Genomic DNA, 21327 nt, shown 5'->3' with positions numbered 1-21327 from the left:
GGTCGTCGACGCGGACTCGGACGGCTGCGCGGCGGACTGCGCGTCGCGGCCCCGGCCCCGGCCCCGGCGGCGCGGGTTGCGGGAGCCGGCGGCGTTGGCGGGGCGGTCGGCGGCGGCCTCCTCCGCGCGGACGCGCTCCTCGGTGTCCGCCTCCAAGGGCCCGTCGGACCCCAGCTGCGGGGTCAGACCCGGACGGCGCCCGCCACCGCGTGGCACCGTGATCCCGGTGCCCTTGGCGGCCTGGCGCAGCTGCGCGACGAGGTCCTGCCACTCGCGGATCCGCAGGTAGTGCAGGAACTCCTGCTTGCAGCGCTTGCGGAACTGGCTGCCGGAGAGCTCGCGCTGCTGCTCCTGCAGGTACTCCCACAGGCTGAGCAGCCCGAGGAAGTCGGAGCCCTCGACCTTGAACCGCGCGTGGGACTGCTGCGCCTGCTCCTGCTTGTCCTGCGGCCGCTCGCGCGGGTCCTGGATCGACAGCGCGGCCGCGATGACCACGACCTGCTCGGTGCAGCCCAGGCGGTCGGCCTCGAGGACCATGCGCCCCAGGCGCGGGTCGATCGGCAGTGCGGCGAGCGTGCGGCCGGTCGGCGTCAGGCGCTTCTTCGGATCCTCCTCGTCCTGCTTCAGCGCGCCGAGCTCCTCGAGCAGCTGCACGCCGTCGCGGATCTGCGGTCGGTCCGGCGGCTCGAGGAACGGGAAGTCGCCGATCTCGCCCAGGCCGAGCGCGGCCATCTGGAGGATCACCGAGGCGAGGTTCGTCCGCAGGATCTCGGGGTCGGTGTACTCGGGCCGCGCGTCGAAGTCCTCCTCGGAGAAGAGGCGGATGCAGATGCCGTCCGAGGTGCGCCCGCAGCGACCCTTGCGCTGGTTGGCGGAGGCCTGCGAGATCGCCTCGATCGGCAGGCGCTGGACCTTGAGCCGCGCGGAGTAGCGGCTGATCCGGGCCTGGCCGGGATCGATGACGTACTTGATGCCGGGGACCGTCAGCGAGGTCTCGGCGACGTTGGTGGCCAGCACGACGCGGCGCCGGCCGCCCGGCGAGCGCCGGAAGACGCGCTGTTGCTCCTCGGAGGAGAGCCGCGCGTAGAGGGGGAGGATCTCCACCGCACCGCCCGGCCCCACCCGCGTGTCCTTGCCGCCGCCGAACCGGCCGCGCAGCGCCTCGGCGGCGTCGCGGATCTCGCGCTCGCCCGAGAGGAACACCAGGACGTCGCCGGGGGCCTCGTACTCGAGCTCCTGGACGGCGTCACCGATCGCGTCGACCTGGTCGCGGTCCGCGTCGTCGCCGTCCCCGTCGGGATCCTGGACGGGCCGGTAGCGGACCTCGACGGGGAACGTGCGGCCGGAGACCTCGACGATCGGCGCGTCGCCGAAGTGCTTCGAGAACCGCTCCGGGTCGATCGTGGCCGAGGTGATGATGACCTTCAGGTCCGGCCGCTGGGGCAGGAGCTGCTTGATCACGCCGAGCAGGAAGTCGATGTTCAGCGACCGCTCGTGCGCCTCGTCGATGATGATCGTGTCGTAGCGGCGCAGCAGGCGGTCGCGCTGGATCTCGGCCAGCAGCAGACCGTCCGTCATCAGACGGACGAGGGTGTTCTCGCCCGACTGGTCGTTGAAGCGGACGGAGTACCCGATCGCCTCGCCCATCTTCGTGTTCGTCTCGTCGGCGATGCGGTCGGCGACGGTGCGCGCGGCGATCCGGCGGGGCTGGGTGTGCGCGATCTGCCCGCGGATCCCACGCCCGAGCTCCAGGCACATCTTCGGGATCTGGGTGGTCTTGCCCGACCCGGTCTCGCCGGCAACGACGACGACCTGGTGGTCGCGGATCGCCTCCAGCAGGTCGTCGCGGCGCTGCGAGACCGGCAGGTCCTCCGGGTAGGTCAGCTCCGGGACGGCCTCGCGGCGCGCGGCCACGGCGGTCTCGGCCCGCTCGATCTCGCCGACGAGCTTCGCCAGGTCCTTCGCCCGGACGTCCTGGTCCTTCTGGTGGCGCAGCCGGTCGACCTTGCGGATCAGCCGGTGCTCGTCGCGCAGCCGGATCTCGCGCAGGCGGGCGCGGAGGTCGCCGACGGTCGGGGGCTTGACGGTGGATGCGGCCTCGGGGGCCGGCGGGGTGGGCTCGTCGGGCGCGGTCGGGGCGTCGTCGGCGGGTGCGGGGGCGGCGGATGGCGTGTCGGACGGCGGCGGTCCGTCGGATGCCGGCGGTCCGTCGTCGGACTCGACCGACGAGGTCGAGGGCGGACCCGGGCGCATCCCGCTCGGGGCGACGTCGCCCGCGTCCGGCGCATCCGGTGCGGCGGCATCCACGGGCGCGTCGCCGTCGGTCGACGCGCCCACGGGCGTCGGATCGGGCGGCACGGGCATCCCACCGAGGATAGGTCGCGGCGCCTGCGGGCCGCGTCGCGCCGGGCGATCGGGGATCCGCGGCGTCCGGTGCGCGCCCCCGGACGATCGGGGCGGGACGGCGGCCGGGCGGGAGGACCCGCCCGCCGACGGCGCCGGGTGGATTGCAGACCGCCCCGGGGTCCGCGAGTACAGTCCCCGCGGTGACCGAGCCCGCCGAGACGCCCGCCCCGACGCCGGAGCCCCTGCGCGTCGGCACCCATTCAGGGTCGTTCCACGCCGACGAGGTCTTCGCGCTCGCCGTCCTGCGCATGGTCAAGGGGCCGCTGGAGATCGTCCGCACCCGCTCGGCCGAGAAGCTCGCGACCTGCGCGCTGCGCATCGACGTCGGTCGGCGCCACGACCCCGCGACCGGTGACTTCGACCACCACCAGGGCGACGTCGGCGAGCGCGAGAACGGCATCCGCTACGCCTCGTTCGGCCTGATCTGGCGGGAGTTCGGCGAGGAGCTGTCCGGGAGCGCCGAGGTCGCGGCCTCGGTCGACGGCCGCGTCGTCGCCCCGATCGACGCCGGCGACAACGGGCAGGAGCTCTACGAGCCGCTCGTCGAGGGCACCGTGCCCTACGCCGTCTCCGGCGTCATCGCCGCGATGAACCCGCCGTGGGACGCCGAGGACGGCGCGGCCGCCGAGCGCCGGGCGTTCGACGAGGCCGTCGACCTGGCCGAGGGCATCGTCCGGCGCGAGGTCGAGGCGTCGCAGGGCCGGGCCCGCGCCGCCGACCTCGTCCGCGCCGCGCTGGACCGCGCCACGGACCCGCGGATCCTCGAGCTCGACCGCGGCATGCCGTGGCGCGGCGTCGTCCGCGACGCGCCCGAGGTGCTGCTGGTCGTCTCGCCCCGCAGCCGCGGCGACTGGAGCCTGCAGGCCGTGCCCGCCGGCGACCACGGGTTCGCCAACCGCCTGACCCTTCCCGAGTCGTGGGGCGGCCTCGAGGGCGAGCCGCTGCAGCAGGTCACCGGCGTCCCCGACGCGGTCTTCTGCCACGTCGCCCGCTTCATGGCCGTCGCGGGCAGCCGCGACGGGGTGCTCGAGCTCGCGCGCCAGGCGCTGGCGGACGTGCCCGGGGCGGCGCCCGCGACGGAGACCCCCGACGCGTCGGGGTCGCCGGTCGCCTGACGGGCGCGGCCGGCCGCCTCCACCACACCGCCGCGGTCAGCTCCCGGCGGCGACCATGATCGAGGTCGTCATCACGACGGACGCGACGTCCTCGACGGCCTGACGGACGGCGTCGGCGGCCCACGGACCCTTCGCGATCTCGTCCGCCCGCCGCTTCGTCGCCTTGTGGTCGTCGGTCGGCACCACCCGGCGGACGAGGTCGGTCGCCGACAGCAGCGAGACGATCGCCGCGGTCCGCTCGTCGGGCTCCCGGCCCTGCTGCAGGGCGGCGTCGAGGTCCCGCCGGACGTCGTCCTCGCGACGGCCCTGACCCGCGGGCCAGCGCACCCGCTTGAACACGCCCAGCGTCCGGTGCTCCTCGCGCCGCAGCTCGCCGGCGGCCACCAGCCGCGTCAGCACGCGGTCGCGCAGGCCCTGGCGCAGCTCCTCCAGCACGACGTCGGGCGTCTTCCCGGCGGCCCCGCGCACCGTCCGCAGGCCGTCGTCGAGCAGCTCGTCACCCGTCGTGGCCTCGCCGTCGGCGACGACCCTGCCCGCGGGCCCCGCGTCGGCGGTGCCGGTGATCCGCACGGCCCCGCGCAGCGCGAGCTCGAGGAGGATCGCCCCGGCCAGGGCGACGTCGACCGTGTACTGCGTCGTCAGCTGCTTGCCGGAGTCGTCGTCGTGCAGCAGCAGCGCGAGGTCCTCGGCGATCAGCATGTCGGGCGCGTACCCGTCTGCGCGGGGCCCGACCCACGCGCGCACTACGCTGGACCGCATGAAGCTCGAGGGCCTCCACCACGTCACGATGGTCACCGCCGACGCCCAGCGGACGGTCGATTTCTACTCCGGGGTGCTCGGCCTGCGGCTGGTCAAGACGACGGTCAACTTCGACCAGCCCGACGCCTACCACCTGTACTTCGGGGACGAGCGGGGCGCGCCGGGGTCGATCCTGACCTGGTTCGCGTTCCAGGGCGCCCGGAAGGGCCGGGCCGGCGCGGGGATGGTCCACCGGATCCAGCTGGCCGTCCCGACCGTCGAGGCGCTCGAGCGCTGGGGTCACCGCCTGCAGGACCGCGGCATCCCCGTGCAGGGCGGACCCGCGGGGCTGGTGACGCAGGACCCCGACGGCCTCGAGCTCGAGCTCCTCGTGCACGACATCGGCGAGCAGCTCACGGCGACCCATCCCGACATCCCGGCCGCCGACGCGATCTGCGGCATCGTCGGCGTGCGTGCGTTCTCGGCCGATCCCGAGGCGACCGCGCTGGTCCTCACCGACCTGCTCGGGTTCGGCCGCGAGCCGGTGGAGGGCGAGAGCCGCGAGTGGACGGCCTTCGGGTCCGAGCAGCACGTGCACTGGACCCTGGACCCCGCCCCGTCCGCGCCGGGCGTCCCCGGCGCGGGCACCGTCCACCACATCGCGTGGGCGTCGCGCGACGAGGACCACGAGGCCTGGCGCACCCGCATGGTCGACGCCGGCGCGACCGTCACGCCGGTGATCGACCGCGACTACTTCGACGCGATCTACTTCCGCGAGCCCGGCGGCGTCCTCTTCGAGATCGCGACGCTGGGACCGGGGTTCGCGAACGACGAGGACGCCGCGCACCTGGGCGAGCAGCTGCGCCTGCCGACCCAGCACGAGCCCCGCCGCGACGAGCTCGCCGGCGTGCTGAAGCCGATCGTGCACCCGCGGACGGGGCAGCCGGTGTCCTTCGACGCGCCGTAGGGGACGGGGGCGGTCGTCCGACCGCCGCCGCCCTCGGCGGTAGCGTTCGTCCCGTGCCGACGGTGGAGTCCCTGGAGCCGGATCCCGATCGCGCGATGGCGATCGCCCACGACGGCCTCATCCTCCTCGGCCTCGTGGGCTCGACCGTCCACGGCCTGGCGCTGGGCGGTCACGACGACCGCGACGAGCTCGGGGTCACCATCGAGCCGCCGGAGCACCTGCTCGGGACCCGGCGCTTCGACCATCTCGTGTGGCGGACCCAGCCCGAAGGCGCACCGTCCGGCGCCGGGGACGTCGACCTGACGGTCTACGGCCTGCGGCGCTACTGCATGCTGGCGCGCAAGGGCTCGCTGACGGTCCTCCTGCCGCTCTTCGCGCAGGGCGACGACCTCGTCCACATCACACCGGACGGCGAGCGGCTGCGGGAGATCGCCCCGTGGTTCGCGACCCGTCAGGCGGGCCGGGCGCTCCTCGGCTACCTCGAGGCCCAGCGGCGCAAGATCGCCGACCCCGCGCACGTCCGGGACCGGGAGCGCGTCGCCGACGGCTACGACGGCAAGTACGCGATGCACGCGCTGCGGATCGCGCACCAGGGCGCCGAGTTCCTGGGCACCGGAGCCATCACCCTGCCCGTCGCCGAACCGCGTCGGTCCGAGATCATGGCCGTCCGGCGCGGCGAGGTCGACAGCGACGGCGCGCTGGCCGCCGTCGACGCCGCGGCGCGCCGGCTCGAGGAGGCGCTCGCCGCCACGCGCCTGCCCGACCACGTGGACGACGGCCGTCTCGACGCCTGGCTCGCGACGACCTACCGCGACGCGTGGGATCGGGCGGACGCGTCGCGCGACGCCCGTCGCTGACCGACCCGCGGACGACGGTTCGGTCTCGCCCGCCTCAGAGCTCCACGACACCCGCCGGCAGCGGGCGCGGGGTGACGAGCGGGACGCGGGTGGCGCCCCGCACGTCGACGACGCCGAGCAGGGCCGAGCCCATGACCACCAGCTCACGGACCCCGGGCCACCGCGGCGCGGGGAGCGCGGAGTGGACGAGGTCGACGCCGCGTCGCAGGGGGACGACCGGGACGTCCCGGAGCAGGCGGAGACTCTCGTCCGGGCGGTGCTCGACGTCACCGGGACGGAAGGTCGTGGCCGCGGCCCGGACGGCGGCGGTCAGGTGGTCGGCCAGCTCGCCGGCCGCCGGCAGATCGGCCTGCGGGCCGTCCAGGACCGCGAGCGCGTCGAACCAGTGGTTGCCGATCGCGGCGGCCGGGATGCCGAGGTCGCGGTGGCGCAGGTCGACCGGGATGCGGACGCGCAGTCCCGCCTCGGGCGGGTGCACCAGCGCGGCGATGCGCCGCGCGAGGACCGCCATCCGTCGCATGGTGGGGCTGAGGTCCGGACGTTCGCGACCGACGGCGTCCAGCTCGGCGAGGCACCCGCGGGAGAGGGGGAGGACCGACAGCCAGCGGGCGTCGCCGGCCGTCCCGGTGCCTCGGACGGCCGACCCCGTCGGGTCGGCGTCGCCGCCGCGTCTCGCGCCGTCCCGGTTCGAGACGTCCTGCTGCGGCGCGGTGTCGGCCCGGTGATCCGGGTCGCGCGAGCGGTCCGCGGGTACCCGGAGGGTCCGGTCGCGCGGCCCGTCCGCGGGAACGCCTTCGAGGTCCCCGGCGATCGCCCCCAGCATCGCCAGCAGGCTCATGCCGTCGCCGGCGGCGTGCGACAGGCGGAACGCCAGGGCGTCGCCGCCCGGCACCCGCAGGTGGACGAGGGTGCACAGCGGGTGACGGGCCGGGGCGTCGTCGAGCCCGACGGCGGCCAGGGCCGGGAACGGGACATCGACCCCCAGCACGTCGTCGAGCTCGTGCGGCTGCACGTCGCGCGTCGCGAAGCCGGGTGCGCCGCGTCCGGGGAGCAGGACGGCGGGGTCCTGCGACTCGTCGACGGCTGCCGAGAACCGCCGCGGCGCGTGGGCGAGGAACGCGGCGCGGACCGCCTCGGTCGGCAGCTCGCGGTCCAGTCGCAGGAGCGCGAGCACCGGTGGGGCGTCGAGGAGCCGGACGTCCACCGGGGACAGGGGGATCGGCGCGGTCGCGGACGGGCGGGTGGGCGTCGGGGCCACCCGGCGAACGTAGCGCAGGGGCCGCCGGTGCCGGCCCGACGGCTCCGCAGGCGCCCCCGCTGTCGCGCCGACGGAGCCGCAGGCGCCGTCCCGCGACAGTCCGTGGGTAGTGTCGACCGGGTGAGTCACCCCGAGCCGACGCCCGCCGGCGCCACCGTCGAGGAGGCGTTCGCCGCGCACTACGGCGAGGGGGCCGTGCGGAAGATCGCCCGGGCCCCGGCGGGCGACGTCCTCCGGGGCATCGCCGCCTACCGGGGGTCCGAGCACTGGCACCTCGTGACGCTCGGCCTGGCGGGCGTGGTGCCCGCGCGCCGCGACGGGGGCCCGGAGCCCGCACCGTTCGCCCAGGAGCTGACCCTGCTCGCGCCGGCCGCCGACGCCCCGCCGTCCTGGGCGTTCGCGCTGCTCGACGGCGCGGCCCGGACCGCGATCGCCGTCGGGCGGCCCTTCCACGCCGGGGCGCGGCTGGCGCCCGGCGCGCCCGTCGACGGGGCCGGCTCGGGGCTCGTCGCCCTCGGCATCCGCGTGGATCCGCTCGTGCAGACGACGGGTCCCGACCTCGTCCTGCAGGCCGTCGGGATCACCGTCGGGGAGCACCTCCTGATGCAGCGCGTCGGGACGGACCTCGTGCTGGAACGGCTCGCCGCCCGGGACCCCCTGCTGCGGACCGATCCGGCGCGGGCCTGACGGGCCCGGTCGCCGACGGACGGGGCGCCGGCCGCGGGGGATCGCCCGCGACTCGACCACCGCGGACGCCGTGACGGCCGAGGCGCGGATAGGAGTCAGTCCCATATAGCCTGCGCGGCGTGACCGACGCGACCGCTCCCCGTGCCCCTCGCGCCAGCCATGCACCCGGCGCCCGGGCAGGCGCACCGGAGACGACCGGGGCCACGAGCGGTCGGACGTCGTCGTGAGCGCGCTGCGGACGATCGTCGGGACGGCCCCGGGGCGGCTCCTCGTCGGGACGGTCGCCCTGGTCGCCGTCCTGACCGTGGTCGGGTTGATCGCCCTCTGGCCGTCCGGCGACCGGCCGACCGTTCCGGGTGCCGGGACCCCGACGGTCGCCGGCACGGTGACCGCGGTGCGCTCGGCGTCCTGCGGCGGGCCGACCGACCAGCGGTGCCGGACCGCCGAGGTGCGCGTCGACGAGGGCCGGGACGAGGGCGCGAAGGTGCAGATCGTGCTGGGGCCCGAGGAGGTCAGTCCGGACCTCGAGACCGGCCAGCGGGTCCGGTTGGCGGACCAGCAGCCGGCCGAGGGGGCCGCGCCGGTCCCCGGTGACACGGTCGGCGAGGCGACGAGGGGTGACGCGGGCACGACCGGCGCCGACCCGTCCGCCACCGGCGCCGACCGGGAGCCCTCCTACGCCTTCAGCGGCGTCGACCGGCGCACCCCGCTGGTGGCGCTGGCGATCCTCTTCGCGCTGCTCGGGGCGTTCGTCGCCCGCGGTCGCGGACTGCTCGCCCTGGTCGGCACCGCGATGAGCCTGTCGCTCGTCGTCCTGTGGCTCGTGCCCGCGATCCTCGACGGCAGATCGCCGCTCCTCGTCGCGACCGTCGGCGCCCTGGCGGTGATGTTCGTGACGACCGGCCTGACCTACGGGGTGACGGCGCAGAGCCTCGCCGCGGTCACCGGGATCGGGGTGTCGCTCCTCGTCGCCGCGCTGCTCGGCACCCTGTGGAGCGAGCTGGCCGGCCTCGACGGCAAGGACGGCGACCTGGGCGCGTTCGCGCTGCAGAGCGGGGGAGAGCTGCCGCTGCAGGGGATCCTCCTGGCCGGGATGGTGATCGGCGCGCTCGGCGTCCTCACCGACACCGTCGTCTCGCAGGTCTCGACCGTCGCGGCGCTCCACCGCACGAGCCCGCAGCTCCCCGCCCGCGCGCTCTACCGCGAGGCGTTCGTCGTCGGCCGCGACCACCTCGCCGCGACGATCCACACCCTCGTGCTCGCCTACGCCGGCGCGACGCTGCCCCTGCTGCTCGTCGCCTCGGCCAACGGCGTCACGTTCACCGACGCGATCAACGACGCGCGACTGGCCGAGCCGATCGTCTCGACCCTCGTGGGCAGCGCCGCGCTCGTCCTGTCGGTGCCGCTGTCCACCGCACTGGCCGCGGTCCTCGTCGGCCGCCTCCCGCCCGCGGCGCTGGCGGGCCACGACCACCATCACCACCACTGAAGGACCGGAGCGCGACGGGCAGGCCACGGAGGACGCGGTGAGGACGCGTGCGGAAGGTCGCGCCGAGGCGCATGCCGCCGGGGCGAGCGCGCGGCCTCGCTAGCCTCGACGGATGAGCGTCACCTCCACGTCGCTGTTCCGCTTCGACGACTCGTTCGTGCGGGAGCTGCCCGAGCTGTCGATGCCGTGGAAGGGCGCCGGGGCCGCCGACCCGACGCTGCTGGTCCTCAACGAGGCCCTCGCCCTCGAGCTCGGAGCGGACCCCGCCGCCCTCCGCGCGCCGGACGGCCTCGACGTCCTCGTCGGCCGCGTCGCCCCCGAGGGCACCACCCCGGTGGCGATGGGCTACGCCGGCCACCAGTTCGGCGGCTTCAGCCCGCGCCTGGGCGACGGACGCGCGCTGCTCGTCGGCGAGATCGTCGACCCGGCTGGCGTCCGGCACGACCTGCACCTGAAGGGCTCCGGCCGCACGCCGTTCGCCCGCGGCGGCGACGGTCGGGCGGCCGTCGGGCCGATGCTGCGCGAGCACCTCGTCAGCGAGGCGATGCACGCCCTGGGCATCCCGACGACGCGGTCGCTGGCCGTCGTCGCGACGGGCGAGCAGGTCCAGCGCGAGACCGTGCTGCCGGGTGCGGTCCTGGCCCGCGTGGCCGCCAGCCACCTGCGCGTGGGCACCTTCCAGTACGCCTCGCGGCTGGAGGACCGATCGATCCTGCGCCGGCTGATCGACCACGCGGTCACCCGGCACCACCCGCACGCCGCCGAGGCCGAGAACCCCGCCCTCGCGCTCTTCGAGGCCGTCGTCGAGGCGCAGGCGGCCCTCGTGGCCCAGTGGATGCTCGTCGGCTTCGTCCACGGCGTGATGAACACCGACAACGTCGCGATCTCGGGCGAGACGATCGACTACGGCCCGTGCGCGTTCATGGACGCCCACGATCCCGGGACGGTCTTCAGCTCGATCGACGAGGGCGCCCGGTACGCCTACGGGAACCAGCCGCACATCGCCCAGTGGAACCTCGCCCGGCTGGCCGAGGCGCTCCTGCCGGCGGTCGACGACGACCAGCCGACCGCGATCTCCGGGCTCACCCGCGTCCTCGAGACGTTCCCCGTCCGCTACGCGGAGCACTGGTCCCGCGGGATGCGCGCCAAGGTCGGCCTGCAGGGAGCGCCGGGCGACGACGCGCTGCTCGACGACCTCCTCACGTTGATGTACGAGCAGGGTGCCGACCACACCGCGTTCCTGCGGTCGCTGGCGGCCGCGGTGCGTGGCGACGACACGGCCTCGCGTTCGCTCCTGACGGACCCGGCGGCGTTCGACGCGTGGGCGACGCGGTGGCGGGCCGACCTCGCCGCCGAGGGCCGGGACCCCGCCGCCGTCGCGGACGGGATGGACGCGGTCAACCCGGTGTACGTCCCGCGCAACCACCTCGTCGAGGAGGCCCTGGCCGCGGCGACCGTCGGCGACCTCGGCCCGTTCGGCAGGCTGCTGGACGTCCTCGCCCGGCCGTTCGAGGCGCGGTCGGGTCTCGAGGCCTACGCGCTGCCGGCGCCGTCGGGCTTCGGGCCGGGCTACCGGACGTTCTGCGGGACCTGAGCGGGGAGGGGCGTGGACGTCCTGCCCTGGCCCGGACGTCCGCACGGCACTCGGGGAACTCCCAGGGTCCCTTCGCGAGCCACTGAGGTCCGGGGCGGACGATGCGTCGCATGGACCGAAGCTCCGATGATCACGAGGGACGCGGCGGCGACGGGCGCGGAGCCGACCGAGGTGGAGCCGGCGGGCGGGGCGCAGCGCGGAGCGGCGCCGTGGGACCCGGAGTCGACGGACGGGACGTCGACCGGCGTGGGACCGACCAGGCGTCGTCGCGTCCGCCCCGGATGTCGCCGGAGCACCACGAGACGTTCGCGTGCTTCGGGGGGACGTGCTCCGTGCACCTCTCCGGGACGGGGCCGCTCGGTCCGGCCCCGCAGGCGATCGCGACGGTGCGGCGACAGCTCGTCGCGTGGCACGGACGGTTCTCGCGCTTCCTGCCCGGCAGCGAGCTCTCGCTCCTGAACGCCGACCCGGCCGGGACGGTCGCCGCATCTCCCGAGCTGCTGCTGCTCGCGCGGGCGACGGTCGACGCGGGGCACGCATCCGGCGGTCTGGTCGACGCGACGTTCGCCGACGAGGTGCGCCGCGCCGGATACGCCGAGCACCTCGCCGGCCCCGGGGTCGACCTGGGGAGGGCGCTGTCGGCGGCGCCCCCGCGGCGTCCCGCGGGCCCGGACCCACGGCGGCGCTGGGCATCGGTCGCGGTCGACCGCCGGGCGGGCACGGTCACCCGCCCGCCCGGGGTGCACATCGACTCGGGCGGGCTGGCGAAGGGCCTGTTCGCCGACCTGCTCGCCGACCGGCTCTCGGGCTACGAGCGGTTCGTCGTCGACTGCTGCGGCGACCTGCGGCTCGGCGGTACGCGGGGCGCCCGGCGGGAGGTGCGCATCGCCCACCCGGTGGCGGGCGTCGCCCACGTCGTCGAGCGGACCGCGGGGGCGACGGCGACGAGCAGCATCGCCCGCCGCAGCTGGGTCGGGCCCGACGGCCTGCCGGCGCACCACCTCCTGGACCCGGCGACGGGCCGCCCGGCTTGGACGGGCATCGTGCAGGTCAGCGCGATGGCCCCGACCGCCCTCGAGGCGGAGCGTCGCAGCAAGGCGGCGCTCCTGTCCGGCCCGGCGGCGGCCTCCGAGCACCTGCCGCACGGCGGTGTCGTGGTCCTCGACGACCTGACCGTCCGGGTGATCGATCCGCGGACCCCGCGCCGGTCGCTGAACGGGGCGTTGCGAGGAGGCCGGCTGGTGCTCTCGGGCACGGCCTGACGACCTTCGCCGCCCCGCCGGCCCCGTCAGTCGCCCGAGACCGCCGCTGAGCGCGAGTCCGCCGCCGCGGCCACCGCGCGCTCGACGGCGTTGACGTCGCGGACCGCACCGGTGTCCGCCGAGGTCGCCATCGCGGCGTAGGCGCGCAGGGCGGGGGAGACGACGCGGTCGCGGGCCGCCGGGACGTAGCCCGTCGTCGACTCGAGGTGCTCCCGGCGCGCGGCCAGCTCGGCGTCGGGCACGTCGAGGCTCATCGAGCGGTTGGGGATGTCGATCGTGATCGTGTCGCCGTCCTCGACCAGCGCGATCGTGCCGCCGGAGGCCGCCTCGGGCGAGACGTGGCCGATCGACAGGCCCGAGGTGCCGCCGGAGAAGCGGCCGTCCGTCACCAGCGCGCAGGCCTTGCCCAGGCCGCGGCCCTTGAGGTACGAGGTCGGGTAGAGCATCTCCTGCATGCCCGGGCCGCCGCGCGGACCCTCGTAGCGGATGACGACGACGTCGCCCTCCTTCACGCGGTCGGAGAGGATCGCGTCGACCGCGTCGTCCTGCGACTCGACGACCACGGCCGGGCCGCTGAAGGTCAGGATCGACTCGTCCACGCCGGCGGTCTTCACGACGCAGCCGCGCACCGCGAGGTTGCCGTAGAGGATCGCCAGGCCGCCGTCGGCGGAGTAGGCGTGCTCGACGCTGTGGATGCAGCCGTCGGCGGCGTCGGTGTCCAGGGACTCCCAGCGCTCGGACTGCGAGAACGCCTTCGCGGAGCGCTTGCAGCCCGGGGCGGCGTGGAACATCTCGATCGCCTCGGCGGACGCCTGCCCGGAGCGGATGTCCCACGTCAGGAGCCAGTCGTCGACGCTCCCCGCGTGGACCGTCCGGACGTCCTCGTGGAAGAGACCGGCGCGGCGCAGCTCGCCGAGGATCGCCGGGATGCCGCCCGCCCGGTGGATGTCCTCCATCAGGTAGTCGCCGTTCGGGGCGACCTTGCAGAGGCACGGGACGCGCCGGGAGACCTCGTCGATGTCCTTCATCGTGAAGTCGAGCTCGGCCTCCTGTGCGGCGGCGAGGATGTGCAGGACCGTGTTCGTGGAACCGCCCATCGCCACGTCGAGCGCCATGGAGTTCTCGAACGCCTCGCGGGTGGCGATCGAGCGCGGCAGCACCGACTCGTCGTCGCCGTCGTAGTACCGCGCCGCGATGTCGACGACGCAGCGGCCGGCGGCCTCGTAGAGGTCCTTGCGGGCGGTGTGCGTGGCGAGGATCGAGCCGTTGCCCGGGAGCGCGAGGCCGAGGGCCTCGGTCAGGCAGTTCATCGAGTTGGCGGTGAACATGCCCGAGCAGGAGCCGCAGGTCGGGCAGGCGTTCTCCTCGATGATCGCGATGTCCTCGTCGGAGACCTCGTCGGCGACGGCCTCGGCGATCGCCGTGACGAGGTTCAGGCGCTTGCGGACGGTCCCGTCCACCAGGGTGGCGGTGCCGCCCTCCATCGGGCCGCCGGAGACGAAGACCGTCGGGATGTTCAGCCGCAGCGCGGCGTTCAGCATGCCCGGCGTGATCTTGTCGCAGTTGGAGATGCAGATCAGGGCGTCGGCGCAGTGCGCGTTGACCATGTACTCCACCGAGTCGGCGATCAGGTCGCGCGAGGGCAGCGAGTAGAGCATCCCGCCGTGGCCCATCGCGATGCCGTCGTCCACGGCGATCGTGTTGAACTCCCGCGCGATGCCGCCGGCGGCCTGGATCGCCTCGGAGACGATCGTCCCGACCGGCTGCAGGTGCGTGTGGCCGGGGACGAACTGCGTGTAGGAGTTCGCGACCGCGATGATCGGCTTGCGGCCGATGTCGGCGGCGGCGACGCCGGAGGCCCGCAAGAGGGAGCGGGCACCGGCCATGTTGCGACCGTGCGTGACGGTGCGGGACCTGAGGGCGGGCATCCGTGCAGGGTACCGTCGCGGCACCTGCACCCGGTGGGAGCGGACGACCGTGCGGGGCGGGCCTTCGCCGACGCGTGAACCGACGGTGCGCGGCGGGGTGCCTCAGCCGGCCCGCCGCACGCTGCGCGCCAGGGCGTACATCTCGCGGGGGGTCAGCTCGTCCGTCAGCGTGTTGGTGATCCAGTAGGTGCCGCCGGGCGCCTGCCACAGCAGCCGGCGGACGTTGCGCCCGTCGTACTGGACCTTCCAGGTGCGGCCGCCGAGGCGGACCTCGTCCGTGGCGAGCTGGAGCACCGGCGGGGTCTTCCACGTCGTGCCCTCGACGCCGTAGTACTGCCCGTTGTCGCCGGTGGTCGCGACGATCCGGTAGCTGGGCCAGCGGGGCCTGCGGCTGCGATCCAGGATGGAGTAGCCGCGGGTCATCTCCGGCTCGTAGGCGCCGCGCCCGTACCGCAGCGTCGGGGCCTGCACCTCGATGCCCCGGGCCTCGGGGGCGACCGCGGCGGCGGCCTGCGCGACGCCGGCGGTGTCCGTGGTCAGGGTGGCGGGCGTGGTCGCGCGGACCTTCGCGGCGCGGCGCCTCGGCGCCTTCGTGGCCGCCGCCTTCGCCTTCGGTGCGGGCTTCGTCCTCTGCCGCGCGACCTTCGGGTGGAGGAACTCGCGCTTCGCCCTGGCCAGCGCCGCGGGGGTCGTCAGCAGATCCCCCGAGCCGTCCGTCGCATCGCTGAGGTCGCCGAGCTTGATGCGGGACGTCGGCAGTTCCGCGACGCCGACGAGGAGCTTCGCGAGGCCGAGCAGCTGACGCGGGGTCTTGACGTTCGTGCCGACGTACTTGCCGATCTCGCCCAGGAGGTTGCCGGTCAGCACGTCGAGCGGGTCGATCTGCGACCGGACGTCGGTGACGTAGTTGGCCTGCCGCGCCTCGCGGATGATGTCGCTGTCGCCGACGCGGAAGCGGACGTACGCCAGGGCGTCCTCGCCGCAGAGCAGCTGGTAGCCGGCCGGCTGGTCGATCTGCGCGTGGCCGGAGTTCGGCGCGACGAAGTACTTCCGGTCGACCTCGGCGTAGAGGCAGCCGAAGTGGTTGACGGTCTTGGCGAACGCGTCGAACCGGATCGAGATCACGTCGTTGATCCGGAACGGCTCGGCGGGGGTGCCCAGCAGCGTCGTGCGGATGGTCTTCGTCAGGAGCGTCGAGCGGCCGATCGCCCACGCGGAGTTCAGCTTCTGCTGGCCGGGAGGGCCCAGCGACGTGACCCGCAGGTCGCGCGGCAGCGTCAGGACCGTCGTCGCCTTCGCCTTCGGGTCCAGACGCACCAGCATCATCGTGTCAGACCGGCTCGGCGCCTTCGGACCGTCGGCGTAGCGGTGGTCCAGGCCGGTCAGGAGGAGCGTCTGGGCCGCGCCGGGCTTCGAGTCGTCGAGGATCCTGAGGGTCCCGGGCGCGATCGGTGCGAGCGGGGCGGTGACGTGCTGCGCCTCGCTGTTGACGACGGTCGCCAGGGCACCGGCGGTGACGACGGCGACGACGCCGCCGGCCATGACGATGTGCGACGCCAGCCTGCGCCCGACGTGCGGCGAGGAGGTCATCCGCGCGCCGGGGTCGGGGCCGGGGGCAGGGGCGCGGCTCGCGCGGGGCGGGTCTCCGGCATCGGAGGGAAGTACACCGCACGCCCCGAGAATCCTGCGCCGGTCCCGGACCGGCGCGGGCGACCACGGAATTCCCCACCGGCCCGGAGGCCCCGGCGTAGGATCGCGGCGACGGCGCCCGATGCGCCAGATCGTGTCGCGCACGCCACCGTCCCACATGCCCGTGGGGACGTCGAACCACCCCGTCGGAGGAGACCCGATGCGCTCCGAGCGCCAAGACCGACCAGCCCGCACGACCTCCGGGCGCCCCGCCCGTCCGCGTCGCACCACCACCGCGGTGGGAGCGATGGCCGGCGTGCTGCTCGCCCTCGCCGCCGGCGCAGCGCCGGCCGGTGCGGTCGAGTCCGCCGCCCACGTGCCCGGCACCCGCGAGATCCTCGTCGTCGGCAACAACCACGACGGCACCGCCGACGTCATCGATCCGGCGACGTTCCGGCGCCTCTTCCGGCTGAACGTCGTGCCGGACCTGCCCGAGCGGATGCGCCAGATCGAGTCCAACCCGGCGGCGCTCGCCGCGTTCCTGCTGATCCGGCAACAGATCGGCATGGGCAGCGACCAGCTCGTCGACGACCTGTTCCCGTCGCCCGACGGCCGCACGATCTACGTCTCCCGGCCGAGCCTGAAGGACGTCGTCGCGATCGACCTGCGGACCCGCGCGATCGTGTGGCGGACCGAGGTCGAGGGGATCCGCGCGGACCACATGGCGATCTCCCCCGACGGCACCCGGGTCCTCGTCTCGGCGTCCACCGCCCGAAAGGTCCACGTGATCGATACGAAGGACGGCCGCATCGTCTCGAGCTTCGCGTCGGGCGACCAGCCGCACGAGAGCAACTACTCCGCGGACGCGAGGACGATCTTCCACGCGAGCATCGGCAGCGTGTTCACCCCGCTGGACGAGCCGATGTTCGACGGGACGAAGGGCCTGCGGATCTTCGAGATCGTCGATGCGCGGACGTACGAGGTGATCCGGTCGATCGACATGCGGAAGAAGCTCGACGAGGCCGGGCACCCCGAGATCAGCGCCGCGGTGCGTCCCATGGCCGTCGCGCCCGGGGAGCGCTACGTCTACCTGCAGTTCTCGTTCCTCCACGGCTTCGTCGAGTACGACCTGCAGGAGGACCGCGTCACCCGCGTCGCGACGCTGCCGCTGTCGGACTCGTCGCGGAACGTGGCGCGGACGGACTACGTCCTGGACTCCGCCCACCACGGCCTGGCGATCAACCCGGAGGGGACGAAGCTCTGCGCCGCGGGGACGATGTCCGACTACGCCGCGATCGTCCGCCGCGACACGCTGAAGGCGACGGTGATCCCGGTCGGGTCCAAGCCGTACTGGTCGACGAACAGCATGGACGGCAAGCAGTGCTACGTCTCGGTCTCCGGGGCGGATCGCGTGGCCGTGCTCTCCTACGAGCAGGAGAAGGAGATCGCCAGCATCCCCGTCGGTGACCACCCGCAGCGGATCCGCATCGGCCGCCTGCGCGTGTCCGACGGCGACGCGCCGACCGTCGCCCCGGGCCGGCTGCGCCCCCTCGGCCTGACCCTGCGCGCGAGCACGTCGCGGGACCGACGAGCGCCGTACCGGCTGCGTGTGACGGGCCGCCTGCGGCTCTCGGCGGCTACCCCGCCGGAGGCCTGCGCCGGGCGCGTCCGGGTCGACGCGGCCCTTGGCGGGCGGCGGGTCGCGCGCACGACGGTCCTGCTCCGGCGCGCGAAGGGCGTCTGCGGCTTCACGGCGGTCGTTCGGCCGCCGGCGTCCGTCGCCCGCGGCGGGTCGCGGCGCCTGCGGATCACCGCCCGGTACGGCGGTGGGCAGATGGTCCTGCCGGCCCGCTCCGGGCGGGTGAGCGTGCGGGTGGGGTGAGGGGCGCGACGGCGGGGGGCCGCGCCTAGACTCGATCGGGTGGCCGCCCTCGACCGCGCCCCGGCGGGCGATCACGCCGGTCACGCGGTCGACGACGCGGCCGACGACCGCACGTCCCTCGGGCTGTTCGCCGTCCTGCTCTCCGCGGCGCTCGTCCTTCACGTCCTCTGGTGGCACGGCCTCGTCGTCGGGTCGCCGTGGTTCGCCGTCGTGCTCGCCGCCGCGTGGACCGTCGCGCGCCCGACCGCCGTCGTCCGGCTGCTGGTGCTGCTCGCCGCGGCCGCGGTGGCGATCGTCGCCGAGCTCCCCGCCCTGGGGACCCACCTGCTGCTCGTCCTCGTCCTGGCCGGCTGCCTGGCGGTGGACGTCGGCGTCCGGTCCGTCCGGGCCCGGACGCTCCTGGGAGCCGGTGCCGTGTTCCGGGGCCTGCGGCCGTTCCTGCGGGCGGAGCTCGTCGTCCTCTACCTGGCCGCCGCCCTGTCGAAGCTGAACGCGGACTACCTCGATCCGGCGACGTCGCCGGCGGGGGACCTGTCCGCCCACGTGGTCTGGTTCGACCCGACGCTGCTGGACGGCTCGTGGCACGTGGGTCCCGCGATCTGGGGGTCCCTGGCCCTCGAGCTCGGCCTGCCCCTCCTGCTCCTGTGGCCGCGGACGCGGACGGTCGCCCTGGTGGTCGGTCTCGGGTTCCACGGGGTGCTGGCGTTGGCCGGCACCGTGCCGTTCACCGCGCTGATGCTCGCCCTCTACGTCGCGTTCCTGCCGGACCGGGTGCTGCGGCCCCTCGGCGCCGCGGCCCGGACGTCGTCCGGCACCCGCGTCGTCGTGCTCGGCGTCCTGGTCCTCCTGTGGGTCGTCGTCGGTCTCACGGCCGACGTCTCGCCCGGCCGGACCACGGGCGACGTCCTCGCGTCGGCCACCCGGGTCCTGGTCGCCGGCGGCGCGCTGGGGCTGGCGGCCGTCGTCGTGGCGACCGCCCGCGCCGGGGCCGGCGCCCGTCCCCGCAGCGGTCGCGACCTCCGCCCGACGTACGCGGCCGGCGTGGTGCTCCTGGTGCTGGTCGCCGCGAGCCCGTACCTCGGGCACCGCGTCGGGGACGCCTTCACGATGTACTCGGCCCTCGACACGTCGCCCCGGGGCTGGAACCACGAGATCCTCCCGCGCGGGGTCCGCCTGCTCGGTCGCTGACCGCGGGTGCGGGACGTCCGGCGACGGACCGGCCGCCGTACCCCGGGTGCGGAGCTCGGCCGGACGACGTCGCCCCGGACGTCGACGGACCCTCGAGATCCGTCCCGACCGCGTCAGACCGCTGCGACCCCCCGGACCCCCGACCGTCTCCACGCTGATCGCCGTGCGCCTGCACACCCGGCGCACGGAGGCGACGTCCTGGGTCGACCGCGGTCACGCCTACGTGCCCGAGTCCGTCGTCCGGCCCGGCGCGACCGGCCTCCACTACGACGGCCTGGCGCACCGCGTGGAGGACGTCCGCCGCGAGGGCGAGGACGTCCAGGTGTGGGCCCTCGCCCGGCCGTCCCGACTCAGAACGTGATCCGCGACCCCAGGGTCACCACGCGCTCGGCCGGCAGCCCGAAGTAGTCCGCGGGGCTCGAGGCGTTGCGCGCCATCGTCAGGAAGAGCTTCTTGCGCCAGCGCGCCATCCCGGGCGAGCGGTCGGCGACGATCGTGATGTGCGACAGGAAGTAGGTCGCGTGGTACGGGTTGAAGTCGACCTCGAGACCCCGGGGGCTGCGCCGGGCGAGCGCCAGGGCCGCCGGCACGTCGGGCCGGTCCTGGAACCCGAAGCGCAGGGTGATGTGGCTGTAGCCGTCGTGGTCGTGGCCCAGCGGGTCGAAGACGATGCGCTCGCTCGCGGGCTCGTGCGGGGTGGTCGTCGTCTCCACCGTCACGACGACGACCTCCTCCGGGATCCCGTGCAGGCGGTCGACACCGACCCGCAGCGCCAGCGGCGTCGTCGCGCGGCCCGGGCTCAGGTAGATCGCGGCGCCCGGCAGGCGCTGCACCGGCGGCGTCAGGGCGTGCATCCGGTCGACGAACTCCTGGAGCGGGCCCTCCGCCTCCTCGCGGGCGGCCGAGACCTCGGCCCGGCCGCGGTCCCACGTCGTCAGCAGGAGGAAGACGATCGCCCCGATGCCGAGCGGGAACCACCCGCCGTGCACGACCTTCGGGACGTTCGCGGCCAGGAAGAGGACGTCGATGGTGACGAACACGGCGGCGCCCGCGACGACGTTCCACAGCGGTCGCCGCCACAGGACCCGGACGACGACGAGGAAGAGGATCGAGTCGATCAGGAGCGTGCCGGTGACCGCGATGCCGTACGCCGTGGTGAGCCGCTCGGACGAGCCGAACCCGACGACGAGCGCCACGACCGCCACGAACAGGGCCCAGTTGACGGCGGGGACGTAGACCTGACCGATCTCGTCGTCGGAGGTGTGCCGGATCGAGAGGCGGGGGAGGAACCCGAGCTGGATCGCCTGGCGCGTCACCGAGAACGCGCCGGAGATCACCGCCTGCGACGCGATCAGCGTCGCGAAGGTCGCGAGCACCACGACCGGGACCCGCGCCCAGTCGGGCAGCAGCAGGTAGAAGGGGTTCGAGATCGCCGACGGGTCGTCGAGGATCAGCGATCCCTGGCCCATGTAGTTCAGCGTCAGCGCCGGGAAGACCACGAAGAACCACGCCCGCCGGATCGGCGGACGACCGAAGTGCCCCATGTCGGCGTAGAGCGCCTCGGCGCCGGTCACCACCAGGACGACCGACCCGAGCGAGATGAACGCGATCCCCGGGTGGGAGACGATGAACTCGACCGCGTAGTGCGGCGAGAGCGCCCGCAGGATCGCGGGGTGGTGCACCAGCCGGCCGATCCCCGCGAACGCGAGGACGAGGAACCAGGCGATCATCACGGGCCCGAAGACGCGTCCGATCACGTGGGTGCCGAAGCGCTGGATGACGAACAGCCCGGTGAGGACCGCGATCGTCGACGGCAGCACGAACGACTCCAGGCTCGGCGCGACGACCTCCACGCCCTCGAGGGCGGAGAGCACCGAGACGGCGGGCGTGATCATCCCGTCGCCGTAGAACAGCGCCACGCCGAAGAGGCCGGCGGCCACCAGCCCGGCCTGGACCTTCGGCCGGTCGATGCCGGTGCGCTTGATCAGCGCGACGAGGGCCATGATGCCGCCCTCGCCGTCGTTGCCGGCGCGCATCACGAAGGTCACGTACTTGACGGACACGATCATCGTGACCGACCAGACGATGAGCGAGATGATCCCGTAGACGTCGCCCTCCGTCGGCTTCACCGCACCGTCGTCCGCGGAGAACACGGCGCGCAGCGCGTAGAGCGGGCTCGTGCCGATGTCGCCGAAGACGACGCCGAGCGCCCCGACGGTGAGGGCGGCGAGACCCGCCTGGTGCCGGGAGACCGGACGGGTCGCTGGGTCGGGCATCGCGGCGCAACGATAGGGCGTGCGGGCCGCTGCTCCGCGTCGTGGCGCCGC

16 protein-coding genes are annotated in these 21327 nt (G+C 74.8%); 10 read left to right on the top strand and 6 right to left on the bottom strand.

Annotation, left to right across the window (positions count from 1 at the left end; all coding sequences use genetic code 11):
* The coding region (gene hrpA / locus Q7T67_RS03925; protein ID WP_304786207.1) for an ATP-dependent RNA helicase HrpA at nucleotides 1–2364 on the bottom strand (2364 nt) is incomplete at its 3' end.
* 182 nt (nucleotides 2365–2546) lie between these two features.
* On the opposite strand from hrpA, the gene Q7T67_RS03920 reads away from it, so the two are divergent.
* Nucleotides 2547–3521, top strand: a complete 975-nt coding sequence (locus tag Q7T67_RS03920) for an MYG1 family protein (RefSeq protein WP_304786205.1) — start codon at nucleotides 2547–2549, stop codon at nucleotides 3519–3521.
* 36 nt (nucleotides 3522–3557) lie between these two features.
* On the opposite strand, the gene Q7T67_RS03915 is transcribed toward Q7T67_RS03920, so the two are convergent.
* A complete protein-coding gene (locus Q7T67_RS03915) occupies nucleotides 3558–4220 on the bottom strand; it encodes a GPP34 family phosphoprotein (RefSeq protein ID WP_304786203.1) in 663 nt (220 codons plus the stop codon).
* 58 nt (nucleotides 4221–4278) lie between these two features.
* Here Q7T67_RS03915 and Q7T67_RS03910 point away from each other — a divergent pair, with 58 nt between their 5' ends.
* On the top strand, nucleotides 4279–5226 hold the full coding sequence (locus tag Q7T67_RS03910) for a VOC family protein (protein WP_304786200.1): 948 nt from the start codon (nucleotides 4279–4281) through the stop codon (nucleotides 5224–5226).
* 53 nt (nucleotides 5227–5279) lie between these two features.
* A complete protein-coding gene (locus Q7T67_RS03905) occupies nucleotides 5280–6083 on the top strand; it encodes a DNA polymerase beta superfamily protein (protein ID WP_304786198.1) in 804 nt (267 codons plus the stop codon).
* A gap of 34 nt (nucleotides 6084–6117) precedes the next feature.
* On the opposite strand, the gene Q7T67_RS03900 is transcribed toward Q7T67_RS03905, so the two are convergent.
* On the bottom strand, nucleotides 6118–7341 hold the full coding sequence (locus Q7T67_RS03900; RefSeq protein WP_304786196.1) for a hypothetical protein: 1224 nt from the start codon (nucleotides 7339–7341) through the stop codon (nucleotides 6118–6120).
* A 120-nt stretch (nucleotides 7342–7461) separates the two neighbouring features.
* On the opposite strand from Q7T67_RS03900, the gene Q7T67_RS03895 reads away from it, so the two are divergent.
* The 4 genes from Q7T67_RS03895 to Q7T67_RS03880 all read left to right on the top strand — a co-directional run bounded on the left by Q7T67_RS03895 (nucleotide 7462) and on the right by Q7T67_RS03880 (nucleotide 12373).
* Nucleotides 7462–8028 carry a suppressor of fused domain protein gene (locus Q7T67_RS03895; protein WP_304786194.1) on the top strand — a complete coding sequence of 189 codons (567 nt, stop codon included), beginning with the start codon at nucleotides 7462–7464 and terminating at the stop codon, nucleotides 8026–8028.
* A 223-nt stretch (nucleotides 8029–8251) separates the two neighbouring features.
* A complete protein-coding gene (locus Q7T67_RS03890; RefSeq protein ID WP_304786192.1) occupies nucleotides 8252–9517 on the top strand; it encodes a YibE/F family protein in 1266 nt (421 codons plus the stop codon).
* A gap of 112 nt (nucleotides 9518–9629) precedes the next feature.
* The gene (locus Q7T67_RS03885) at nucleotides 9630–11111 is read left to right on the top strand and encodes a YdiU family protein (RefSeq protein WP_304786190.1); all 1482 of its coding nucleotides are present in this window, start codon (nucleotides 9630–9632) and stop codon (nucleotides 11109–11111) included.
* 281 nt (nucleotides 11112–11392) lie between these two features.
* A complete protein-coding gene (locus Q7T67_RS03880) occupies nucleotides 11393–12373 on the top strand; it encodes an FAD:protein FMN transferase (RefSeq protein WP_304786188.1) in 981 nt (326 codons plus the stop codon).
* Between the two features lie 26 nt (nucleotides 12374–12399).
* Here Q7T67_RS03880 and ilvD read toward each other — a convergent pair whose 3' ends face one another.
* Together ilvD and Q7T67_RS03870 are read right to left on the bottom strand one after the other, a co-directional pair.
* Complete coding sequence (gene ilvD, locus Q7T67_RS03875) at nucleotides 12400–14301, bottom strand: dihydroxy-acid dehydratase (RefSeq protein WP_304786186.1); 1902 nt, start codon at nucleotides 14299–14301, stop codon at nucleotides 12400–12402.
* Between the two features lie 102 nt (nucleotides 14302–14403).
* Complete coding sequence (locus Q7T67_RS03870) at nucleotides 14404–15891, bottom strand: LCP family protein (RefSeq protein ID WP_304786184.1); 1488 nt, start codon at nucleotides 15889–15891, stop codon at nucleotides 14404–14406.
* Nucleotides 15892–16150: 259 nt separating this feature from the next.
* Here Q7T67_RS03870 and Q7T67_RS03865 point away from each other — a divergent pair, with 259 nt between their 5' ends.
* The 3 genes from Q7T67_RS03865 to Q7T67_RS03855 all read left to right on the top strand — a co-directional run bounded on the left by Q7T67_RS03865 (nucleotide 16151) and on the right by Q7T67_RS03855 (nucleotide 19361).
* A complete protein-coding gene (locus Q7T67_RS03865; protein WP_304786182.1) occupies nucleotides 16151–17812 on the top strand; it encodes a YncE family protein in 1662 nt (553 codons plus the stop codon).
* Between the two features lie 39 nt (nucleotides 17813–17851).
* Nucleotides 17852–19000 carry an HTTM domain-containing protein gene (locus tag Q7T67_RS03860; RefSeq protein WP_304786180.1) on the top strand — a complete coding sequence of 383 codons (1149 nt, stop codon included), beginning with the start codon at nucleotides 17852–17854 and terminating at the stop codon, nucleotides 18998–19000.
* A gap of 163 nt (nucleotides 19001–19163) precedes the next feature.
* A complete protein-coding gene (locus tag Q7T67_RS03855; RefSeq protein WP_304786177.1) occupies nucleotides 19164–19361 on the top strand; it encodes a hypothetical protein in 198 nt (65 codons plus the stop codon).
* On the opposite strand, the gene Q7T67_RS03850 is transcribed toward Q7T67_RS03855, so the two are convergent.
* The gene (locus Q7T67_RS03850; protein WP_304786175.1) at nucleotides 19351–21276 is read right to left on the bottom strand and encodes a potassium transporter Kup; all 1926 of its coding nucleotides are present in this window, start codon (nucleotides 21274–21276) and stop codon (nucleotides 19351–19353) included. The two genes, Q7T67_RS03855 and Q7T67_RS03850, sit on opposite strands and share 11 nt — an antisense overlap.
* Between the last annotated feature and the right edge of the window lie 51 nt (nucleotides 21277–21327).

Origin of the sequence: Patulibacter sp. (assembly GCF_030655195.1) — a bacterium.
GTDB lineage: Bacteria > Actinomycetota > Thermoleophilia > Solirubrobacterales > Solirubrobacteraceae > Patulibacter.
This window is presented reverse-complemented; position numbering and strand designations above follow the sequence as displayed.

What these genes read in the sequence shown, in the direction of transcription:
- Q7T67_RS03870 (WP_304786184.1), bottom strand. Translation starts at nt 15,891, where the DNA reads ATGACCTCCTCGCCGCACGTCGGGCGCAGGCTGGCGTCGCACATCGTC.
- Q7T67_RS03915 (WP_304786203.1), bottom strand. Translation starts at nt 4,220, where the DNA reads ATGCTGATCGCCGAGGACCTCGCGCTGCTGCTGCACGACGACGACTCC.
- Q7T67_RS03885 (WP_304786190.1), top strand. Translation starts at nt 9,630, where the DNA reads ATGAGCGTCACCTCCACGTCGCTGTTCCGCTTCGACGACTCGTTCGTG.
- ilvD (WP_304786186.1), bottom strand. Translation starts at nt 14,301, where the DNA reads ATGCCCGCCCTCAGGTCCCGCACCGTCACGCACGGTCGCAACATGGCC.
- Q7T67_RS03865 (WP_304786182.1), top strand. Translation starts at nt 16,151, where the DNA reads ATGCGCTCCGAGCGCCAAGACCGACCAGCCCGCACGACCTCCGGGCGC.
- Q7T67_RS03910 (WP_304786200.1), top strand. Translation starts at nt 4,279, where the DNA reads ATGAAGCTCGAGGGCCTCCACCACGTCACGATGGTCACCGCCGACGCC.
- Q7T67_RS03850 (WP_304786175.1), bottom strand. Translation starts at nt 21,276, where the DNA reads ATGCCCGACCCAGCGACCCGTCCGGTCTCCCGGCACCAGGCGGGTCTC.
- Q7T67_RS03880 (WP_304786188.1), top strand. Translation starts at nt 11,393, where the DNA reads ATGTCGCCGGAGCACCACGAGACGTTCGCGTGCTTCGGGGGGACGTGC.